The organism is Mesorhizobium sp. P2_F7 (genome assembly GCF_056403695.1).
Map to the genome: position 1 here is coordinate 183,413 of NZ_JBFUFA010000003.1, position 20,199 is coordinate 203,611.

General features: G+C 64.2%; 19 protein-coding genes. 9 read left to right on the forward strand and 10 right to left on the reverse strand.

Features of this window, described 5'->3' with window-relative positions:
• Together fliR and flhA are read right to left on the reverse strand one after the other, a co-directional pair.
• Nucleotides 1–753 (reverse strand): flagellar biosynthetic protein FliR, encoded by a 753-nt coding sequence (gene fliR / locus AC1DZ8_RS10655; RefSeq protein WP_477303624.1) that lies wholly within the window; start codon nt 751–753, stop codon nt 1–3.
• The gene (flhA, locus tag AC1DZ8_RS10660) at nt 750–2,837 is read right to left on the reverse strand and encodes a flagellar biosynthesis protein FlhA (protein WP_477303622.1); all 2,088 of its coding nucleotides are present in this window, start codon (nt 2,835–2,837) and stop codon (nt 750–752) included. Before flhA ends, fliR begins: the two co-directional genes overlap by 4 nt.
• 122 nt (nt 2,838–2,959) lie before the next feature.
• Between flhA and AC1DZ8_RS10665 the strand changes: the two genes are divergently transcribed.
• The 9 genes from AC1DZ8_RS10665 (at nt 2,960) to AC1DZ8_RS10705 (ending at nt 12,164) form a co-directional block, all read left to right on the forward strand.
• Nucleotides 2,960–3,259, forward strand: a complete 300-nt coding sequence (locus AC1DZ8_RS10665; protein ID WP_477303620.1) for a putative quinol monooxygenase — start codon at nt 2,960–2,962, stop codon at nt 3,257–3,259.
• A 531-nt stretch (nt 3,260–3,790) separates the two neighbouring features.
• Nucleotides 3,791–5,626: a chloride channel protein gene (locus AC1DZ8_RS10670; protein ID WP_477303618.1), complete on the forward strand. Its 1,836-nt coding sequence runs from the start codon at nt 3,791–3,793 to the stop codon at nt 5,624–5,626.
• A 91-nt stretch (nt 5,627–5,717) separates the two neighbouring features.
• Nucleotides 5,718–6,371 (forward strand): helix-turn-helix domain-containing protein, encoded by a 654-nt coding sequence (locus tag AC1DZ8_RS10675; protein WP_477303616.1) that lies wholly within the window; start codon nt 5,718–5,720, stop codon nt 6,369–6,371.
• Nucleotides 6,372–6,411: 40 nt separating this feature from the next.
• On the forward strand, nt 6,412–7,488 hold the full coding sequence (locus tag AC1DZ8_RS10680; RefSeq protein ID WP_477303614.1) for an extracellular solute-binding protein: 1,077 nt from the start codon (nt 6,412–6,414) through the stop codon (nt 7,486–7,488).
• A gap of 22 nt (nt 7,489–7,510) precedes the next feature.
• Nucleotides 7,511–8,383, forward strand: coding sequence for an ABC transporter permease (locus tag AC1DZ8_RS10685; protein ID WP_477303612.1), 873 nt, complete (start codon nt 7,511–7,513; stop codon nt 8,381–8,383).
• Nucleotides 8,383–9,180: an ABC transporter permease gene (locus AC1DZ8_RS10690; RefSeq protein WP_477303610.1), complete on the forward strand. Its 798-nt coding sequence runs from the start codon at nt 8,383–8,385 to the stop codon at nt 9,178–9,180. The genes AC1DZ8_RS10685 and AC1DZ8_RS10690 overlap by 1 nt, the downstream gene beginning before the upstream one ends.
• Complete coding sequence (locus tag AC1DZ8_RS10695) at nt 9,177–10,292, forward strand: ABC transporter ATP-binding protein (RefSeq protein ID WP_477303608.1); 1,116 nt, start codon at nt 9,177–9,179, stop codon at nt 10,290–10,292. Before AC1DZ8_RS10690 ends, AC1DZ8_RS10695 begins: the two co-directional genes overlap by 4 nt.
• A gap of 20 nt (nt 10,293–10,312) precedes the next feature.
• Nucleotides 10,313–11,698 (forward strand): NAD(P)/FAD-dependent oxidoreductase, encoded by a 1,386-nt coding sequence (locus tag AC1DZ8_RS10700; protein ID WP_477303606.1) that lies wholly within the window; start codon nt 10,313–10,315, stop codon nt 11,696–11,698.
• 97 nt (nt 11,699–11,795) lie between these two features.
• Entirely contained in the window at nt 11,796–12,164 is a 369-nt protein-coding gene (locus AC1DZ8_RS10705) for a cupin domain-containing protein (protein WP_477303604.1), read from the forward strand.
• 25 nt (nt 12,165–12,189) lie between these two features.
• Here the strand turns inward: AC1DZ8_RS10705 and AC1DZ8_RS10710 are convergent, their stop codons facing one another.
• The 8 genes from AC1DZ8_RS10710 to flgK all read right to left on the reverse strand — a co-directional run bounded on the left by AC1DZ8_RS10710 (nt 12,190) and on the right by flgK (nt 20,040).
• A complete protein-coding gene (locus tag AC1DZ8_RS10710; RefSeq protein ID WP_477303602.1) occupies nt 12,190–13,833 on the reverse strand; it encodes an MFS transporter in 1,644 nt (547 codons plus the stop codon).
• 249 nt (nt 13,834–14,082) lie between these two features.
• Nucleotides 14,083–15,951 carry an asparagine synthase (glutamine-hydrolyzing) gene (gene asnB / locus AC1DZ8_RS10715; protein ID WP_477303600.1) on the reverse strand — a complete coding sequence of 623 codons (1,869 nt, stop codon included), beginning with the start codon at nt 15,949–15,951 and terminating at the stop codon, nt 14,083–14,085.
• A 71-nt stretch (nt 15,952–16,022) separates the two neighbouring features.
• The gene (fliQ, locus tag AC1DZ8_RS10720) at nt 16,023–16,289 is read right to left on the reverse strand and encodes a flagellar biosynthesis protein FliQ (RefSeq protein WP_192254461.1); all 267 of its coding nucleotides are present in this window, start codon (nt 16,287–16,289) and stop codon (nt 16,023–16,025) included.
• 27 nt (nt 16,290–16,316) lie between these two features.
• The gene (flgD, locus tag AC1DZ8_RS10725; RefSeq protein ID WP_477288311.1) at nt 16,317–16,724 is read right to left on the reverse strand and encodes a flagellar hook assembly protein FlgD; all 408 of its coding nucleotides are present in this window, start codon (nt 16,722–16,724) and stop codon (nt 16,317–16,319) included.
• The gene (gene flbT, locus AC1DZ8_RS10730) at nt 16,724–17,164 is read right to left on the reverse strand and encodes a flagellar biosynthesis repressor FlbT (protein ID WP_477303597.1); all 441 of its coding nucleotides are present in this window, start codon (nt 17,162–17,164) and stop codon (nt 16,724–16,726) included. The genes flgD and flbT overlap by 1 nt, the downstream gene beginning before the upstream one ends.
• Nucleotides 17,161–17,508, reverse strand: coding sequence for a flagellar biosynthesis regulator FlaF (flaF, locus tag AC1DZ8_RS10735; RefSeq protein WP_477288307.1), 348 nt, complete (start codon nt 17,506–17,508; stop codon nt 17,161–17,163). Before flaF ends, flbT begins: the two co-directional genes overlap by 4 nt.
• A 30-nt stretch (nt 17,509–17,538) precedes the next feature.
• Nucleotides 17,539–18,582, reverse strand: a complete 1,044-nt coding sequence (locus AC1DZ8_RS10740) for a flagellar hook-associated family protein (protein ID WP_477303593.1) — start codon at nt 18,580–18,582, stop codon at nt 17,539–17,541.
• Between the two features lie 3 nt (nt 18,583–18,585).
• The gene (gene flgK / locus AC1DZ8_RS10745) at nt 18,586–20,040 is read right to left on the reverse strand and encodes a flagellar hook-associated protein FlgK (RefSeq protein ID WP_477303591.1); all 1,455 of its coding nucleotides are present in this window, start codon (nt 20,038–20,040) and stop codon (nt 18,586–18,588) included.
• Nucleotides 20,041–20,199 lie beyond the last annotated feature (159 nt).

A 20,199-nucleotide genomic window follows, 5' to 3' on the forward strand; every position in this document is an offset into this window, starting at 1 on the left:
TCACCTCGCCAGCGTCAGGTCGACAAAGCCGTCGACGAACAGCGACAGCATGGTACCGATGGCGAAGTAGAAGATGATCATGCCGCCCGCGATGACGAAGGGCAGCGAGATGAAATAGACCGGGATCTGCGGCGTCAGCTTGTTGACGAAGCCGATGGTCAGGTTGACCAGGATGGCATAGGCGATGAACGGGCTGCCGAGCCGGATGACCAGGAAGAAGGCGTCCGACACCGTGTCGGTGAGATCGACCAGTGCGGCCTGCGGGTTGAAGAAGACGTTGACCGGCGCCACCGTGTAGGAAGCGACCAGAGCGCGGATGATCTCATGGTCGAAATCGAAGACGAAGAGCAGCAGCAGCGCCGAAAACGAGATGATGGCGGCGAGCGCCGCCTGCGGCTCCGGCTCTTCGATCGCCGGCCCGCCGGTGCCGCCATAGCCGATCAGCATGGCGATGGCCGAGCCCATGAAGCGCAGCGCTTCCATGTAAAGCCTGGTCATGGCGCCGATCAGCCCGCCGACGAGCAGTTCCGAAATGATCATCGGCGCCAGCACCTGCGGACGCGCATCGACGAAGGGAAAGATCTTGTCCCACAGGAAGGCGAGCAGGCCGCCGGTGGCGGCGATCGACACGAACAGCCGGACCTGGACCGGCACGCGCGCGCTCGACAGGCCCGGCATCAGCATGAAGCAGGCGCCGATGCGGCAGAAGGCGAGGAAGGCGGCGATGACGACGCCTTGCGACAATACGTTCACGAGATTGTCCCGAGCACCTTGATCTCGACGCCCTTGGCGATTTCGACGTGGCTGAGAACGGGAAGCGTCGTGAACAGCCGCTCGATGATCATGCGCACATAGGGGCGCGCATCGGGTGCGGTGACGAGGACAAAACGTTCGCCGGCCTCGAGATGCTTGCGGATCGCTTTGGTCGCGTCCTGACCGAATTCTTCGAGCTGGCGCGGGTCGATGTCGAATTCCCGCACCTCGCCCTTGGCGTCGCGCTTGAGACTCTGGTGGAAGGCGAGGTCCCAGCGATTGCCGAGCCGCAGCACCTTGAGCATGCCGCCCTCGGAGAGGTCGCCGCAGATCTGCTGGGCCATGCGGATGCGGACATGCTCGACGATCTGCTCGGTGCGGCGCACATGCGGTGCGATCTCGGCGATGGCCTCGATGATCAGGTGCAGGTTGCGGATCGAGACGCGTTCGGCCAGCAGCAGTTTCAGCACCGCCTGCAGGCCGGGATAGGAGATGTGCGAGGTGCAGATTTCGTCGGCGAGTTTTCTGTATTCCGGGTCCTGGCGTTCGAGCAGCGCCTTCATGTCCTTGTAGGACAGAAGCTGCGGCAGGTTGTTGCGGATCACTTCGGACAGATGGGTGAGCAGCACCGACATGTTGTCGGCAAAGGTGTAGTTCTCGCGCTTCAGATCCTCGGCAAAGGTTTCGAGCACCGAGAAGGCGCGCATGCCGAAGGCCGGCTCGCGGATTTCCTCACCCGGAACGTCGGGCAGGTCCCGGGTGCCGAGCAGCACCATGATCTCGCCGACGCGCATCTGGTATTCGGCGACGACGGTGCCGTGGACCTTGATCTGGTAGCTTTTCGGCGGGATGCCGAAATCGTCGGCGACGCGCACTTCGGGCACGACGAAACCGTATTGGGTGGCGAACTTCTTGCGCATCTTGGCCATGCGGAACACCAGTTCCTGGTGCGACACCAAGAGCCTGGTCGACAGCTGCTTGCCGATCAGAAGCTCGATCTCGGCGGTGGTGAGCGACGCCTTGACCGAGTTCTTCTCCTCCTCGATCTTGTTCGCCTTCTCCTGGTCCTTGAGCGCTTCGACGGCGGCAGCCTCACGGTTGGCGCGCATCGGGATGACGTAGCCGAGGCCGGCCATGCCGGCGGCCAGCGTGAAGAACGGGAAGAACGGCAGGCCGGGCATCAGGCCGAGCAGGACGAGCAGCGAGGCCGCGACATAGAGCGCCCGCGGATGCGCGCCGAGCTGGCCGAACACCGCCTGGTTGGTCGAGCCGCGCGTGCCGCCCTTGGACACCAGCAGGCCGGCGGCGAGCGAGACGATGAGCGCCGGGATCTGGGTGACGAGGCCATCGCCGACCGACAGCTTGATGAACACGTCGGCGGCTTCGCCCATGCCCATGCCGTGCCTGATGTAGCCGATGGCGATGCCGCCGACGATGTTGATGGCGGTGATGATGAGGCCGGCAATGGCGTCGCCACGCACGAATTTCGAGGCGCCGTCCATCGAACCGAAGAAGGAGGATTCTTCTTCCAGTTCCCTGCGGCGCAGCTGCGCCGTCTTGTCGTCGATCATGCCGGCGGACAGATCGGCATCGATCGACATCTGCTTGCCGGGGATGGCGTCGAGGGTGAAGCGGGCGCCGACTTCGGCGATACGGGTAGCGCCCTTGGTGATGACGATGAAGTTCACCACGATCAGGATCATAAAGACGATGAGGCCGATGACGAAGTCGCTCGCCATCACCAGCCTGGAAAAGCCGGCGATGACATAGCCGGCGGCATGCGTACCCTCATTGCCATGCGACAGGATCATGCGCGTGGTGGCGATGTTGAGGGATAGCCGCAGCATCGTCGCGATCAGCAGCACGGTCGGGAAGGACGAGAAATCGAGCGGCCGCTGGATCCACAGCGCCACCATCAGGATCAGCACCGACAGCGCGATCGAGAAGGCGAGGCCGATGTCGATGAGGAAGGCCGGGATCGGCAGGAACAGCACCGCCAGGATGATGACGATGCCGATGGCGAAGAAGACATCGCGGCCGTTCTTGGCCACTGTTCCCGTCGCTAAGCTTTCGCTGATCGCCATATCGTCCCCGAGCCATGGACTGCCCGGATATGAGGGCAGCCCTTCGAGCCTAACCGGCCAAGCTTGCGCGAGGGTGGGAGACTGGCTACTGCCGGGAGGTCACAGTGCTCAAGGAGGAAAATATGCTGGTGATCATCGGCACCATCCGCCTGCCGGCGGAACGGCTCGACGAGGCAAAGCCGGCCATGCAGCGCATGATCTTAGGCAGCCGCGCCGAGCCCGGATGCATCGACTATTCCTATGCGCAGGACGTGCTCGACGCCGGGCTCATCCATGTGACGGAGGTGTGGGGCGACAGGGCCGCACTCGACGCGCATTTTCGCTCGCCGCACATCGCCGATTGGCGGGCGAGCTGGGCAGTCCACGGCATAGGCGAGCGCAACCTCTTGCTTTATGAGGCAGGCGAGCCCAAGCCGACCTGAGGATCAGGCAATGGCTAAGTAAGCCTAGGGGCAAGAAGGTCTAGCAGGCGTTGACCTGTCTGCAGGACCAACCTCCGCCATCGGTATCGTGGCAGTCTTCATAGCTGCCGTAGCAGGTGTTTGTCGAATTGCGATACCAAGGATAGCCGCCAGGACAGCAAACGTCTTGCTGCGCAGTCTGAATAAACTCTGTTATTGGCCGACTTTGTTTTTCCGGATTGTCGCCAGACAAAAGAGACGTTGGGTATGAGATACTCAACTTGACTGGCATATCCACGCTTGAGTTGCTCACTGCAGACGAGCTCAAAAAAATCATGCCAACAGCTAATGAAAAAAATCCCCGCGCACTCATGTTCTCCTCCTTGAGGGACATGGAGACGGGCAAAATACCATAGTTGCATCGCTTGCGTAAGCGACCTCTCATATAGCTCGACAGACGCTCGCACGGAAGTTGAAACCGGGGCAGCAAGCCTATCTGCTCCGCAGCGCCAAAATGGCGCCACAAGCAGTCGGCATTGCGATTGCCACGCAATGCCGCCGGGCGTAACAGGCACGGCAGCTTTCATCCCTCGCACCCGGCGAGCCGCTCCGTTGCCTAACGAACCCCAGGTCTATGCCCGTCGCCTGCGCGCCGTGCTGATCCGATCGATCCCGCTGCTCGAGGCACGCGGCATCGTCATCGTTGCGCTCGCAGGTGTCGTCGGGGTGATCTCGGCGGTGCTGGTCACCGGCATGAGCGAGGCGGTGCAAGGCCTGCATTTCCTTTTGTTCGGCGTCCAGCCCGGTGGCCGCCTGTCGGGGATGTTTTCCCTGCAAAGCCCGTTCCAGGCGCTGATACCGGCAATCGGCGGCATCCTGCTTGGCCTGACGGTGATCTGGCTGCGGAAGCGGAAATTCCGCACCCCGGTCGATCCGATCGAGGCCAATGCGCTCTATGGCGGACGCATGTGGCTCACCGATACGTTCATCATCGCCGGACAGACGATGATCTCCAGCGGCTTCGGGGCTTCGGTCGGGCTGGAGGCCGGCTACACGCAGGTCGGCTCCGGCCTGGCGTCGCGGCTGGCGCGGGCGTTCAGGCTGCGCCGCAACGATGTCCGCATCCTGGTCGGCTGTGGCGCGGCCGGCGCCATCGCGGCGGCCTTCGACGCGCCGCTGACCGGTGCCTTCTATGGTTTCGAGCTGATCATCGGCATCTATTCGGTCGCCAATGTCGCGCCGGTGATGACTGCTGCGATCTGCGCGTCGCTGACTGCCGAGATGTTCGGCGTGGTGCCGTTTCCGATGGAACTCTCCGGCCTGCCGGAGCTGACCGCCAGCCAGTATCTGCCTTTCCTGCTGCTCGGGCTGCTCGGCGGTGCGGCCTCCATCGCCATCATGCATCTAGTCAGCCTGGTCGAGCGCGGCTTTGCGCGCCTGGCGGTCGACGGGTCGCTGCGCCCGATGATCGGCGGCATCGCCGTCGGACTGCTCGGGCTGATCACGCCGCAGGTTCTGTCCTCAGGCCATGGCGCGCTGCATCGCGAATTCGCGATGAATTACGGGCTCGCCGTCGTCGCCAGTGTCTTTGTGCTAAAACTCGCGGCGTCGGCGATCTCGCTCGGCTCCGGCTTTCGCGGTGGCCTGTTCTTTGCCTCGCTGTTTCTTGGCGCGCTGCTCGGTAAGGCCTTCGCGGCCGTGATGGCGATCATCTCGCCGGCGACCGGCATCGATCCTTCCGTCGCCGCCGTCGTCGGCATGACGTCGCTTGCCGTCGGCGTCGTCGGTGGGCCGCTGACGATGACGTTCCTGGCGCTGGAATCGACCCGCGACCTGACGCTCACCGGCGTCGTGCTGGCGGCGTCGCTGATGGCGGCGATCCTGGTGCGCGAGACCTTCGGCTACTCCTTCTCGACCTGGCGTTTTCACCTGCGCGGCGAGACGATCCGCAGCGCCCATGACGTCGGCTGGATGCGCAATCTGACGGTCGGAAAAATGATGCGGTCGGATGTCCGCACCGTCGATGCCGCAAAGACGCTTGCCGCATTTCGCAAGGACGTGCCGCTCGGTTCGGCGCAGCGCGTCATCGCCGTCGACGAAGACCAGCATTATGTCGGCGTGCTGATCGTCGCCGAACTGCACAGCGACCCGTCCGACGGCGAGACGCCGGTGCTGGCGCTGGCCAAATTCACGGATGCGGTGCTGGTGCCCGCCATGAACGTCCAGTCCGCCGCCGAAACTTTTCAGCGTGCCGGCGCTGAGGAACTGGCCGTGGTCGAGGATTTCGACAATCGCGTCGTGCTCGGCCTGTTGACTGAAAGCCATCTGATGCGGCGCTACGCCGAGGAACTCGACAAGGCCCGGCGCGACCTGTCGGGGGAGGAGTAGGCCCCCGGCCGGCATCTCAAAATCTCCCCGCCTCAGTGCTTGCCAGTTGTACAGTGTCACTGTACAAACTGTTCAGTGGGAGAAAGACGGGATGAGCAGCAACCAGGCTCCGGTCAAGAATGGCGCCGCTTCGACGGCGACACATGCCCATCAGATGTTGGGCCAGCGGCTGAAGAGCCTGCGCCTTGGCCGCCGGCTTTCGCTGCGCGAGCTCGCCGAGCTGACCGGAACCAGCGCCAGCTTCATCAGCCAGCTCGAACGCGGCTTGACCGGCGCCAGCACCGCTTCCCTCAACCAGATAGCCTCCGCCCTTGGGGTGAGCGTCGCGATGCTGTTCGAGGACAGCGCCGCCGGGCAGCACGGGGTGCTGCGGCGCAGCGAGCGGCCGAGCCTGCCGCCCAGCGACGGCTGCAGCAAGATGCTGCTTTCACGTCCTCCCCTAAGCGACATGGAAGTCTATGTCGGCGAGTTTGAAATCGGCGGCTCCACCGGCTCCGATCAATACACGCATGGCGACGCGCACGAGATGCTCGTCGTGCTGCGCGGCGTCGTCGAGGTGTCGCTCGGCGAGGCGCGCCATGTCCTCGAAGAAGGCGACAGCGTCGAATACACCACCGCCACCCCGCATCGCACCGAGAACATCGGCAGTGGCCGAGCCGAGGTGATGTGGATCATTGCACCGCCGACATCGGTGCGCGCCGAACTCGATCAATACACGGCCTGGAAACCGCTCGCAGCCAGGTAGATTCAATCCAATGCGGGTCACAAATGGGAGAATGACAATCATGCTGAAATCAAGACATCTGGGGCTTGGCGCCGTGTTGGCGCTTGGCGTGCTGGCAACCGCGGCACTGGCGCAGGAAAAGCCGGTCGCCGGCGAGGTCAAGGAAGGGTCGCTCAAGGGCAAGACGCTTACGCTCGTTTCCTATGGCGGCATCTACCAGGACGGCCAGGCGGCGGCCCTGAAGGAGTTCCTCGACAAGTCCGGCGTCACCTTGCTCAATGACGGGCCGACCGAGATCGCCAAGCTGCAGGCGCAGGTCGAATCCGGCAACGTCACCTGGGACGTCGTCGACACCGACGACCTGCCGCCCTACGTCTATTGCGGCAAGCTGTTCCAGAAGCTGGATCTGACGAAGCTTGACGTCTCGAAAATCCCGGAAGGCCAGGTCGGCGAATGCTCGGTGCCGGCGATGAACTACGGCGTCGTGCTGATGTACAACACCGAGAAGTACAAGGATAATCCGCCCAAGAGCTGGGCCGACTTCTTCGACACGGAGAAATTCCCCGGCGTGCGCGGGATCGACGGCTCCGGCAGCCCGACCGGCGGCCTGCTCGAACAGGCGTTCAAGCTCACCGGCGGCGACCCGAAGGCAATGACGGTGGCCGATATCGACAAGGCCATCGATGTGGTCCGCAAGCTCGGCCCCGATACCATTTTCTGGAAGACGGGTGCTGAATCGCAGCAGCTCGCCGAGTCCGGCGAGGCCGACATGCTGATGATGTGGACCGGCCGCGCCATGACGGCGGTGAAGAACGGCGCCAAATATACGCCGGCCTGGCAGGATTGGCTGGTGGTGATGGACCAGATGACGATCCCGGTCGGCGTCAAGGATACGGACGCATCCTATGCGCTGCTCAACGCCTATCTCGGTAAGCAGTCGCAGGAAATCCTGGCCGAGAAGACCTCCTACACGCCCATCAACAACGATGCGCAGCCCAAGGTCGACGCTTCGGTCGCAGCCTTCCTGACCAACACGCCAGAGCGCCAGAAGCAGGGCTACAAGCAGAACTTCAAGTTCTGGGTCCCGAACTTTGCGGTGGCGCAGGAGAAGTGGGCGGCGCTGATGGCCGGCAACTGAACGAACGCGTGAGAGGGAGACCGTGAGCGCGTCCGACCCCATCGCCCAACCCGCCGCCGACGCGCGGCCGGGTCGGGCATGGCGGCCGTTCGCGCTCACGGCGCCGGCGCTCATCCTGCTCTTTGCGGTGATCGGCTATCCGCTCGCCACCATCGTGCTGCGCAGCCTGTCGGAGCCCGAATGGGGTCTGCAGAACTACACCTGGTTCTTCGGTGCGCCGGTCAATTTGACGGTGCTGCAGCGGACCTTCACCATTTCGGCCTGGGTGACGCTGGTTTGCGTCATCGCGGCCTATCCCTATGCCTATCTGATGACCGCGGTCGGGCCGCGCGTGAGGCTAGTGCTGGTGCTGTGCGTGCTGATCCCGTTCTGGGTCAGCGGCGTGGTGCGCACGCTGTCCTGGGTGATCCTGCTGCAGGATTCGGGCGTCATCAATTCGCTGCTGCGCGCGGCCGGGTTCAGCGGCGTCAAGCTGATCCGCACCCAGACGGGCGTGGTCATCGGCATGGCGCAGGTGCTTTTGCCATTCATGATCCTGCCGCTCTATTCCGTTATGCAAGGCATCGACCTCAGGCTGATGCGGGCGGCGCAAAGTTTAGGCGCACGACCTTCCCGCGCGTTCTTCACCGTCTATTTGCCGCTGTCGCTGCCCGGCGTCTATGCCGGCGCGATCATCGTCTTCATCCTGTCGCTCGGCTTCTACATCACGCCGGCCCTACTTGGCGGACCGCGCTCGACCATGCTGTCGACGCTGGTGCAGACGCAGGTGCTGAGCCTGCTGCAATGGGGCAGGGGTGGCGCCATGGGCGTGGTGCTGCTGGTCACCACCTTCGTGCTGTTGGCGCTGGCTGCACCCGTGATGCGGTCCAGGCACCGGGAAGTGGGGCGGCGCTGATGGAAATGAAGCCGCTCACCCGCGTTCTTCTCGGCCTTGTCTGCCTGCTGGTGGCGATATGGCTGGTGGCGCCGACGCTGGTCGTGGTGCCGATGTCGTTCAACGAGAACAAGTCGCTGGCGTTTCCGCCGCAAGGCTTCTCCTGGCAATGGTACCAGAATTTCGCCACCAATCCGGACTGGTCGTCGAGCTTCCTCAACTCGCTGAAGGTGGCGTCGATCGTGGCGGTGCTGGCAACGGTGCTCGGCACGCTTGCCGCCTTCGGCCTCGACCGTATGAAGGCGCGGCCGGCAAACCTTTTGCGCATGCTGATGCTGACGCCGATGGTGGTGCCGGGCGTGGTGCTGGCCATCGGCATCTACGCCGTCTATCTCGACACGCAGCTTGTCGGCACGCTGCTCGGCTTCGTTCTCGCCCACACCATCCTTGCGCTACCCTTTGTGCTGATCGCCGTCTCGGCCAGTCTCGAAGTGTTCGACCGGCGGCTGGAGACAGCCGCGGCGAGCCTGGGCGCCGGCGCGCTGACCACGTTTCGCACGGTGACGCTGCCGCTGATCGCGCCCGGTGTGGCGTCCGGCCTGCTGTTCGCCTTCGCCACCTCGTTTGACGAGATCGTCGTGTCGCTGTTCATCACCAACCCCTATCTCAAGACATTGCCGGTGCAGATTTTTGCCTCGATCACGCGCGACGCCGACCCGACGGTTGCGGCTGTTGGCACGATCCTGCTTTTCGCGACCACGATCCTGATCGGCGGCGGCATGCTTCTTCTTGGCCGCGAGCGGAAAGGACGCCCATGAACCCGGTGCAGGCAAGCAGGGGCGCGGCGATCGATCTGGAAGGGATCAGCAAGGCCTATGGCGGCTTCAAGGCGCTGGACGGCGTGTCGCTGCGCATCGAGCCGGGCGAGTTCATGACGCTGCTCGGGCCGAGCGGCTCGGGCAAGACGACGACGCTCAACGTGATTGCAGGCTTTACCGATGTGACCAGCGGCAAGCTTCTGGTCGGGGAAAAGAGCGTCGTCGGCGTACCGGCGCACAAGCGCAACATCGGCGTCGTCTTCCAGCACTATGCGCTGTTCCCGCATATGAGCGTCGGCCGCAACGTCGCTTATCCGCTGACGCTGCGCGGCGTTGACCAGGCGAGCCGGCAAGCGCGCGTGGCAAGGGCGCTCGACATGGTCAAGATGGGCGATTTCGCGCATCGCTATCCCAGCGAATTGTCGGGCGGCCAGCAGCAGCGCGTGGCGCTGGCGCGCGCCATCGTCTTCGACCCGCCGCTGCTCCTGATGGATGAGCCGCTCGGCGCGCTCGACAAGAAGCTGCGCGAATGGCTGCAGCTCGAAATCAAGCGCATCCACCGCGAGCTCGGCACCACCTTCGTCTATGTGACGCACGACCAGGAAGAGGCGCTGGTGCTGTCGGACCGCATCGCCGTGTTCAACCGCGGACGCATCGAGCAGGTCGGCACCGGCCGCCAGCTCTATGACGAACCGGCAACGTTGTTCGTCGGCCGCTTCATCGGCGATTCCACCGTGCTGCGCGGGCAAGCGCGAAGCGACGGCACCAGCACCGCGCTGAGCATCGCCGGCGAGACGGTGACGGCGCCGCGCCGGCTGGCAGGGGAGGCCAGTCCGGTGATGCTGCTGCGTCCCGAAAAACTCGCGATCCGCCGACCCGGCCAGAGTGCCGCCGGCGGCGGCAACCGCCTGTCTGGGATAATCGCGGAAGCCATCTATCTCGGTTCGGAATCGAAATACGAAGTGAAGCTCGCCGACGGCTCCGCGGCCATCGTGCGCTCACCTTTGACCGGTGAGAGTTTTGGCTTGGGCGAAAAGGTCGAACTTTGCTTCGACGGCACCGATGCCAAGATGCTCGCCGACGACAGCACCGCCGATACCACTCTCACGTAATCCCGTCTGAAAGTCATTCCATGCAAGCCAAGCGCAACGGCGACATATCGTTCTGGTATGCGGATCTGGGGGCAGTTCCGGCGCCACGGCCGTCCTTGCCCGGAGAGATCGAAACCGACGTCGCAATCGTCGGCGCAGGCTATACCGGCCTGTGGACCGCCTACTATCTGAAGAAGGCGAGGCCATCGCTGCGCGTCGTCATCGTCGAGCGCGAATTTGCCGGCTTCGGCGCTTCGGGCCGCAATGGCGGCTGGCTGTCGGGCGGCTTCAGCTGGTCGCGCGAAAAATATCTCAAGGCATCGAGCCGGCAAGGCGTGATGGCGATGCAGGCAGCGATGGCGGGTACCGTGGATGAGGTGATCCGGGTGGCTGCCGAGGAAGGCATCGACGCCGACATTCGCCGCGTCGACAATCTGACGGTGGCGACCAATCCGGCACAGCTCGAGCGCGTGCGCGAGGAGTGCGAGACGATCCGCTCGTGGGATGTCGATCCGAACCGCGTCGAGATGCTGGACGCTGCCGAAACCCGCGCGCGCATCAACATCAGGAATGTCATGGGCGGCTTCGTCGTCCATGGCCAGGCGCGGGTGCAGCCGGCCAAGCTGGTGCGCGGGCTGGCCGATGCCGTCGAGCGGCTGGGTGTGCCAATCTACGAGAAGACGACGGTGACCAGCATCGCCAAGGGCAGCGTGACGACGGACCGCGGCACGGTCAGGGCAGAGACGATCATCCGCGCGACCGAAGGATTCACCGCCGGCATCCCCGGCGAGGAGCGGACCTGGCTGGCGCTCAACAGCGCGCAGATCGTGACCGAGCCGCTGCCGCCGGAACTGTGGCGCGACATTGGCTGGGAAGGGCATGAACTGCTCGGCAATGCGGCGCACGCCTATTGCTATGCGCAGCGCACGCGCGAAGGGCGCATCACCATGGGCGGGCGCGGCGTGCCCTATCGCTACGGCTCGCGCACCGACGTCAACGGCCAGACGCAGCAGGCCACGATCGACCAGCTGCACACGATCCTGACGACGCTCTTGCCGCAGACCAAGGGCTGCCGTATCGACCATGCTTGGTGCGGTGTGCTCGGCGTGCCGCGCGACTGGTGCACCACGGTCGGCCTCGATCCCGCAACCCGCATCGGCTGGGCCGGCGGCTATGTCGGGCTCGGCGTGTCGAGCTCCAACCTTTCTGGGCGCACGCTTGCCGACCTTGTTCTCGGCCAAAACACCGAGCTGACGCAGCTGCCCTGGGTCAACCGCAAGGTCAGGCCGTGGGAGCCGGAGCCCTTCCGGTGGTTAGGCGTGCATTCGATGTACCAGCTCTACAGCATTGCCGATCGTCGCGAGGCCGCAGGGCTTGCGCACACCTCGAAGCTGGCGGCCATTGCCGACAGCCTCACAGGCCACTAGAGCGGCTCGGCGTTTGCCGAACCACTCTAGTTTGTTTTGTTTTCACGCAATTCCGGACGGAAAACCGCTGCACACTTTTCCTGGAATTGCTCATTGCATGGAGCCAGACTTGATCGACCTTTCGACCTTCCACGATCTCGCCAATGCCGAGATCGGCGCGTTCTCGCCCAAGCCGACCTCCCTCGAAGGCGATCAGGTCGAGGCCGTCCGCTCGTTCTTCCAGTCACCGGACGGCAGCGTCGATATCGGCATCTGGGAATGCACGCCCGGCCGCTTCACCGCCGATCGTTCGGATTCGTCGGAGATCTGCCACATCATTTCAGGACGCGTGGAACTGAGCCGCATCGATGGCGAGGTGCGCGAACTCGGTCCAGGTGACCTGCTGGTCCTGCCGCAGGGCTGGAAGGGCGAGTGGCGGATACGCGAGACGACCCGCAAGCTCTACATGATCCAGAGCGTGGGCTGAGAGGCGCGGACCGGTTCAGACGAAATCAGTGGTCGATCGGGCCCTTCGGCGATACCAGCGCGGTGCCGGCGGTCGTCGGGCGCTCGATCAGGCGGCGCACGCGCGGCGGTTCGTCGCCGCTGTGCAGCGCCCGCACCCGCTCGGTGACGACGGCGTCGGCATGAGTGGCGCGCCGGTTGTGGCGGATGTATTCCAGCCAGGTCGGCGTGTGGTAGTGCTCGATCCACACGGATGGGTTTTCCAGATCCCGCGCGAGCGTCCAGTTGCGGGCGCCGTCGCGGCGGCGGATGCGCCCGCGCTCGGCCATGGTGGCGAGGAATTCGGGGACGTCCTCGTCGCGAATGACATACTCGATCATGATGGCGATCGGGCCGCTGCGCGGCTTGAGGTCAAGGCCGAGATGCGGCTCCTTGAAGCGGTTGAGCGGATCGAGGTTGAGCGCGGCCTGCTGCGGCAAGGCCAGGAGCAGGCCGATGGCGCCGCCGACAAGCATCGCGATGGCGGCTGCAATCAGCGCGGTTTCGGCACCATGCGCATCGGCAACGACGCCCCAGATCCAGCTGCCCAGCGCAATGCCGCCGAAGGTCGCCGTCTGGTAGACCGAAAGCACCCGGCCGACGACCCAGCGCGGCGTCGACATCTGCACGGTGACGTTGAAATGCGACAGCGCGATCACCCAGCAAGCGCCGCCTATGAGCAGGCCCGCCGATGTCTGCCAGGCATTGTGGCTGATGGCGGCGTTGAAGGCGCAGACGGCGAAGCCGCCGAAGGCCATGCGCACCATCGTCTCGCTGGACAGCAATTGTCTGAGACGCACGCTGATCAGCGCACCGCCAACGGCGCCGATGCCGAAGGCGCCGAGCATGATGCCATAGGTCAAGGCATCGCCCTTGACGACGTCGCGCGCCACCAGCGGCAGCAGCGCCAGCACAGCACCCGCGCTGAAGCCGAAGGCCGAGCCCCTGACCAGCACCTTGCCGATGTTGGGCGACATGGCGACATAGCGCAGGCCGGCGCCCATCGCGGCGCCCAGCGTCTCGCGCGGCAGGGTCGAGACCGGCAGCTCCGGCTTCCAGCGGAAGAGCACGATGATGAGGCCGATATAGCTCAGCGCATTGGCGGCAAACGCCGCGGCCGCACCGGCGGCGGCAACGATGATGCCGCCGATCGCCGGGCCGACGCTGCGGGTCAGGTTGAAGCCGAGGGAATTCAGCGCAACAGCCGCCGGCAGCTTGTTGCGCGGCACCATGTCGCCGACCGACGCCTGCCAGGACGGGTTGTTGAGCGCCGTGCCGCTGTCGATCAGGAAGGTGAAGGCAAGCAGCGTCCACGGCGTCATCCAGCCGTTCCAGGTGAACAGCGTCAAAAGCGCCGAGATGACCAGCATGAAGACCTGCGCGATCAGCATCACCTTGCGCCGGTTGAAGCTGTCGGCGATAGCGCCGGCGACGAGCGCAAACAGCATGATCGGCAGCGTGGTCGAGGCCTGGACCAGCGCCACCTGGTAGGGCGAGGTGGCGATGGTGGTCATCATCCAGGCGGCGCCGACGCCCTGGATCAGGCCACCGAAATTCGACACCAGGCTGGCCGACCAGACGGCGCGAAAAATACCATGCCGGAACGGCGCCAGCGCCGAGACGCGTTCGCTGTCCGGCTCGTCATCGATCATCAGACCTGTCCCACCTTCATGCGCTGGTTTCGTCCGCCGGGACGACAATCATGGCATCCGTTTGAAATAGAGCACGACATCCAAAAGGGCGAACGCCTCTTTGAGAAAGATCATGGTCCAACAACAGGGTAGCAAGGCGAAAATACGTCAGCCGGCAAGGGTTCGCCACCCAGGGGCGGTGTTCTCGTTGGTCCACCGCGCCGGGGTATCGGCGGAGGGTATCGGCCCCGGGCTATCGGCTGGGCAAAGTCAGCTTTTGTCCCGGGCGGCGGCATGCAGGGCTTCGGTGAGCCGGCCGGTCGTCTCGCCGCCGGCGTGAAGGCGCAGGAAAAGCTCCATGCCGACAAGCCGCAGTCTGGACGGTTCCTCGCGCCGCGCCAGCTGGATCATGTTCTCCAAGCTGGCTGTGGGCCACTTCATGGCATCGCGCAGGAAACCGCCGCGCAGCAAAGTCTCGGTTCCGGCCGAAAATTCGGACGATATCTCGAAGCCGATCTTGCGCGCCCGGACGTTCTGACGCGGAATATGCTTTTCAGCGACCTTCCGCAAAAGCCATTTTCCTGTCTTGTCGCGGTGTTTGTGCCGTCTCGGCAAATGGATCGCGAAGTCGATCAACCGGTTCTCCAGGAACGGGACCCTGAGCTCGACGGACGCCGCCATGCTCAGCCGGTCGTGCCGGTTGAGGATGTCCTGCAGATGCGAATAAAGGTCATAGAGGCAATGTCCGAGGAAGGCACGATCGGCGGGCGGCGCTACCGGCTGCAGCCGGTCGAAAATCTCGGTCTGGAGGAAGTTCAGTTCCGGCGACAGGGCGCGCAGGACCATGCTGCGATCCATTTGCGATTGGCCGCCAGCCGAGACCTTATAAGGGGCATGGCGCAGATGTTCGAATTTCCGGTCGAGCGAGCGCTTCGAATGCAACAGACGCCGGGGCCACGACCAGGAACGCCACTTCCTCATGCTCAGGGCCTGTAGAGCGTAACCGCCAAACAATTCGTCGGCGCCTTCACCGGTCAGCAGCACCTTGATGCCATCGGCCCGGCATTGTTCGGCAAGCGCCAGCAGCCCGACATGGCTGGCGTGCCAGCCGTCGCTTTCCAGATGCCAGATCACCCTTGGCCAAAGTTCGAAAAACCGGTCCCTGTCGACCGGCACCCGGCGCAAGGGCACACCGACATGGCGGCCGGTGCGTTCGGCGTCTTCGGCCTCGCTGCGGCCGAGCCGGGGGTCGACGACATAGCCATGGACTTCCGGCCTGAACCGCTTTGCCAGCGCCGTTATCAGGCCTGAATCGACGCCGCTGCTGCAGGCCGTGGCGACGCCGGTATCGGCGATGCAGTGAAGCCCGACGCTGTCCTTGAGCAGCGCCTCGAGCGTCGCCGTGTGCTCGGCATCGGAGGCAACGTCGCCAGTGATGCGCGCGGTCTCCAGCACGTCCAGCACGTGCCAGAAGCGGCGCTTTTCGATGCCGCTGTCGGTGATCTTCCACAGGCCGGCAGGCGGCAGGCGCTCGATGCGGTCGAACAGGCTGTAGCTGGAATCGCGGCTCTGCCAGGCCAGCCGCAAGGTCATCTCGCGGCTGTCGATGTCGCGCACAAAACCGTCGCAGGCGAGGAGTGCCTTGTCCTCCGAGGCAAACAGGATCCGATCTGGCATCTCCGCCACCGACATTGGCTTGATGCCGAGGCGATCGCGGGCAAGCCACAGCGTACCGTTGCGGGCGTCGAAATAGGCGAAGGAAAACATGCCGTCGAACAGCGGCACGGCCTTTTCGGGGCCCCAGTGATGCAGGGCTTCGAGCACCACTTCGGTGTCGCTGACGGTTCGAAAGACCAAGCCTTGCGCCTGTAGTGTTTCGCGCAGCGAGCGGTAATTGTAGACCTCGCCATTGTAGACGAGCACGCCCTGGCCCGATGCGGTCAGCATGGGTTCGCGGGCGGCGGGCGAGGGGTCGATGATGGTCAGCCGGCGGTGTCCGAGGGCCAGCCGGTTGTTGCTCCAGCTGTCATGATCGTCGGGGCCGCGATGCACCAGCGCCTGCATCATGCGGATCACATCCGACAGGTCATTGGCGTCGATCGGGTTTCGCTTACGCCAGACGCCGGCTATTCCGCACATGGCCTGCCGGTCGCTGTTGCCTGGGTCATGACTCGCAATTTAGCTGGAACGAGGCAGGCCGCAAGCGGTGCTCAGAACCCGTTTTCGATGCGCTCGAAGATGACGTTGGTAAAGGCCGAGATCTGGCTGCCGATGAATGGGCCGGTCAGCGCCACGACCAGCATGATGGCGACGATCTTGGGCACGAAGGTCAGGGTGATTTCCTGGATCTGGGTCAGGGCCTGGATCAGCGCGATGCCGATGCCGACCGCCATGGCCACCAGCACCACCGGCGCGGAGGCGACGAGCACCGTCCACACCGCGTACTGGACGATGTCGAGAGCGTCGGCCTCGTTCATGTGAGTGCGCCTCTACGGAACCCGGGCCTAGCTGGCCGGCTTTATCGAAACGCCCGCGCCGACCGGCACTTCGGTGCCGTTCTGAAGTACCGCGATCAGGCCGTTGCTGGCAAGCTTGACGGAGGCCACGACGCCGGTCGTCTTGCCGTCGGCCGAGGTGATCGAGCGGCCGATCAGGGCGTCCGCCTGCGACAGCGCCGAGGACTGCATGATCTGGTCGAGCTTGGTGTTGGTCTGCACCGATTGCTCGACCTGCGAGAAGGTGGCGAGCTGGGCGACATACTGTGTCGAATCCATCGGTTTCGTCGGGTCCTGGTTTTTCATCTCGGCGATCAGCAGCTTCAGGAACGACTGGTAGTCGACCGCTGTCTTCGACGTCTGCTGGGTGCCCTGGTTGGCGCCAGCCGGGATCTGTGTCGTCATGTCTACATTCATCAGTGTGCTCCCACGGCCAGCGGGCGCTGCGCGCCCTGAACATCGTCATTGCCGCCAAGTGCGCGGCGTTCGAGCGGATAAAGCGCACGGATCGCCTTCAGCGCTTCATAGATATGGTCTTCGCCGACCATGCGGTCGATCTGCTTCAGCGCGCTGCTGATCTGCTCGTCCTCGAAGCTTGCCAACAGCAGAGGCAGCGAGCGGCGGAACATGGCGCGCGCCTCGATGGCGCCGGCGGGGTTCATCAGCATGACCTGCAGGATGAAGTAGAGCTGCTTGAGAGGTGTCGAGGCCTCTTCGGCCTGGATGACATGGTTCTCGAGCAGGAACTGCACGTCGTTCATCAGCTCGACGGTGACCTTGCGGTCGACGCGGATGACGGCGCCGTTGATGTAGATCTTCTCGTTCGGCTTCAGCGATATCTTCAGCGTGTTGGTCATTGAATGCCGTCCCGGATGATCTGGGACACTTCGATCAGGCCCTCGAAATTGTTGGTGCGGCCCTGGCGGATGTCCTCGGCCTCGCGCAGCAGCCACAGGCCGATGGAGATGAGGTTGGCGCGCAACTCCTTGGGCAGGACATTGTCGCTGGAGCCGAGATCCTCGACGAAAGTGGTCCAGACCCGGTTGGTAAAGTGCAGCGCCTCGATCGCTTCCATCGAAGTGTGGCCGACGGCCGCCGCCGCCGACAGCATTTCGATCGAGCGGGTCAAAAGCTGCCGCTCGCGATCCTTCGCGTCGGTGACGGAGTCGGTCTGGATGTCGGCGTAGGAGAATTGGTACATCGTTTGGCTCTACCGTTGCGGTTGAGATTGTCAGGTCAGGTAGTTCAGCAGGCTCATCTGCTGCAGGCGCGCGGTCAGCGCGAAGGACGTCTCGATATGCTGCGTCAGATCCGCGACGCGGGTGGCGGCTTCGGCCGGATCGACGCCTTCCAGATCGAGGATATGGCGTTCGAAGAGGTCGACCTGCGTCTTCATGCGGTCGCTGGCGTCGGACACGCGCTTTTCGGCAAGGCCGGTCTCGGCCTGCAGCTGGCCGAGCCCGCCCAAGGCCTCGCCGACCATCGCCTGGGCGCGGCCGACAACGGTGGTCTTCGCGGCCTGGCTGATGTTGCCGGAGAGCAGGCTGGTGACCATGGCGGAAGCCATGGCGAGTTTGCGGATGCTGTCGTCATTGGCGCTGGCCGAGGTCTGGGTGGTTTCGCCGAGCGAAATGCGGCTGACGATCTGCTGGTCGGTGGCATTCGACCAGTTGGCCTGCCAGCCTGCGCCCATGAACTGCGGCACGACATTGCTGGTGATGAAGCTGTCCATCTGGGCGGCGGTGATGTTGGCGGCGAGCGGATCGGTCTGCGTGAAGCCGAAATAGGAGGCGAAGGAAGCGTCGAATGCCGCCTTAGCCGGTGAGCCGGCGGCGGTGAAATCGTCGATCGGCTTGACGTCGGTGTTGGTGCCGGCAAACAGATATTCGCCGTTGACGCTGGCGTTGAGGATCGAGGTCATCTGCTGCACGGCGGCCTTGCCGGCTTGCTGTGTGATGGTGCTCGAGGAATTGCCGGCGGCGGTCAGCGCGGTCAGCAAATTCTGTGCCGTGTCGGAAAGCTGGCCAAGCGCACTCTGTGTCGAGGACAGCCGGGCGGTGACCAGCGAATTGGAATCGATGATGACGTTCAACCGGTCGAGATCGCGCGAGAAGGTCACCGCCTGCGAGGTGCGCGCGCCGAGCGCCAGGCCGACATCGGCGACGGTGCCGGTCGTCGATTCCTTGGTGGCTTTGACCAGTTCGGCCTGCATGCGCATCTGCTGATAGCGCGCGGCGTTGGAGAGGGCGGCTGAGGAGACGGATGTGGCTTTCATGGCTTATCCCACAGCATCGAGCAGGGACGACAGCATGTCGTCGACGGTTTTCATCATGCGCGCCGAGGCCTGATAGGTGTGTTCGAGGTCGAGCAGCAGCGACATCTCCTGGTCGACATTGACGCCGGTGTCGTTGGAGAGCGCCTCGGCGGTGCGCGATGCCAGCGCTTCCTTGGCGTCGGCGTTGGTCGAGGCCTGCTGGCGCTGGCCTTCGAACCAGCCAATGGCGTTGGCGGCGTAGTCGGAGACGCTGGAGGTGACGGTGATGCCGGCCGAAGCGTCGAAAGGCATCGGCTTGTCGAGCTTGTCGCCATAGCCGATCAAAAGCTGCGAATAGGAGGCATTGCCGGCGGTGTTGGCGATATAGGCGGCGCCATTGGCGCCGCCGTCGCGCAGCAGCACCGGATTGCCGCCGACGCTCGGATCCATTGCGGCGTTGACTTTGATCGAGCCGGCAAGGCCGTCGATCAGCGTGCCGGCGGCCGGAATGGCGGGCGCGCCAGACCAGGTGAACAGACCGGTTCGGTCGGGCTGCGCGGGTGCTGTCTCGGCAAAGGCGGTGATGAGGCCGCGCGCGACTTCGTCGAGCTGGCTCTGCATGGTCGCTGCAACGCCGTCGCGCAAGGTGATCAGCCCGGCCAGCTTGCCGTCGGCGCTGGCGTTGCCGCCGGTGCCGGCGCTGACCGGCACATTGTCGATATAGATGGTGTTGCCGGGCGTGCCGGCGGTGTAGCCCGCCGACGGCGTGAAGCTCACCGAGCGCGGAATGGTCTCGAACAGCGTCGTGCCGTCCTTGGTGGTGATGACCATATCGTTGTCGCCACGCGTGAAGGTTGACACCGGCACATAGTCGGCGATCTTCTTCAACAGGGCGTCGCGCTGGTCGAGCGCGTCGGACGCGTCCGTTCCCGAGCGGGTTGCGGAGATGACTGCCTTGTTGGCGTCCTGGAACTGGCTGAGCAGCGATTTGAGATCGTCGACGGCCGTTGATATCTCGCCATCGGCCTGAGTGCGGAAATCCTGGATCGCGTTGGTGCCGTCGTTCAGCGCGCGTACCACCTGCTGGGCCGCGTCGATGACGCTGGAGCCGAGGTTCTGGTTGGATGGCGTGGCGGCGTAAAGCTGCAGTGCGTTTTGCAGGTTGCCGATCGCGGTCGAGGCAGAGGAGGCGTTGTCGACGCCGTTGACGGCAACGGCGAGGCGGTCAATGCCGCTGTAAAGCGTGCTCTGGCCGCTCCAGGCCGATTGCGCGCTGAGGTTCTGGCGAAACAGCAGGGCGTTGGCGGCGCGCTGGATTTCCACCGAGCGGGCGCCGGGCGCGCTGCTGACGACGACCGCCGTGCGGCGGGCGTAGTCGGGATTGCTAGCGTCGGCAATGTTACGGGAAAGGACGCTGGTCTGCTTCGACGTGGTCTGAAGCGACTGTTGGGCTATGGTCAATGCGGAAGTCAGCGACATGCGGGTCTTTCACGAGGCCAGTGGGAGGGGGATGACGTTTCTGCCCTGTTGGCGGCGTCAGCATTCGGAAACCTCCAAGTCCAAACCACACCAGCCGGTTTGCCGGTGTGGCCTTGAATTCGAACTCCGCGCACCGCGCCGCTCTGGTTTGGGTTCATC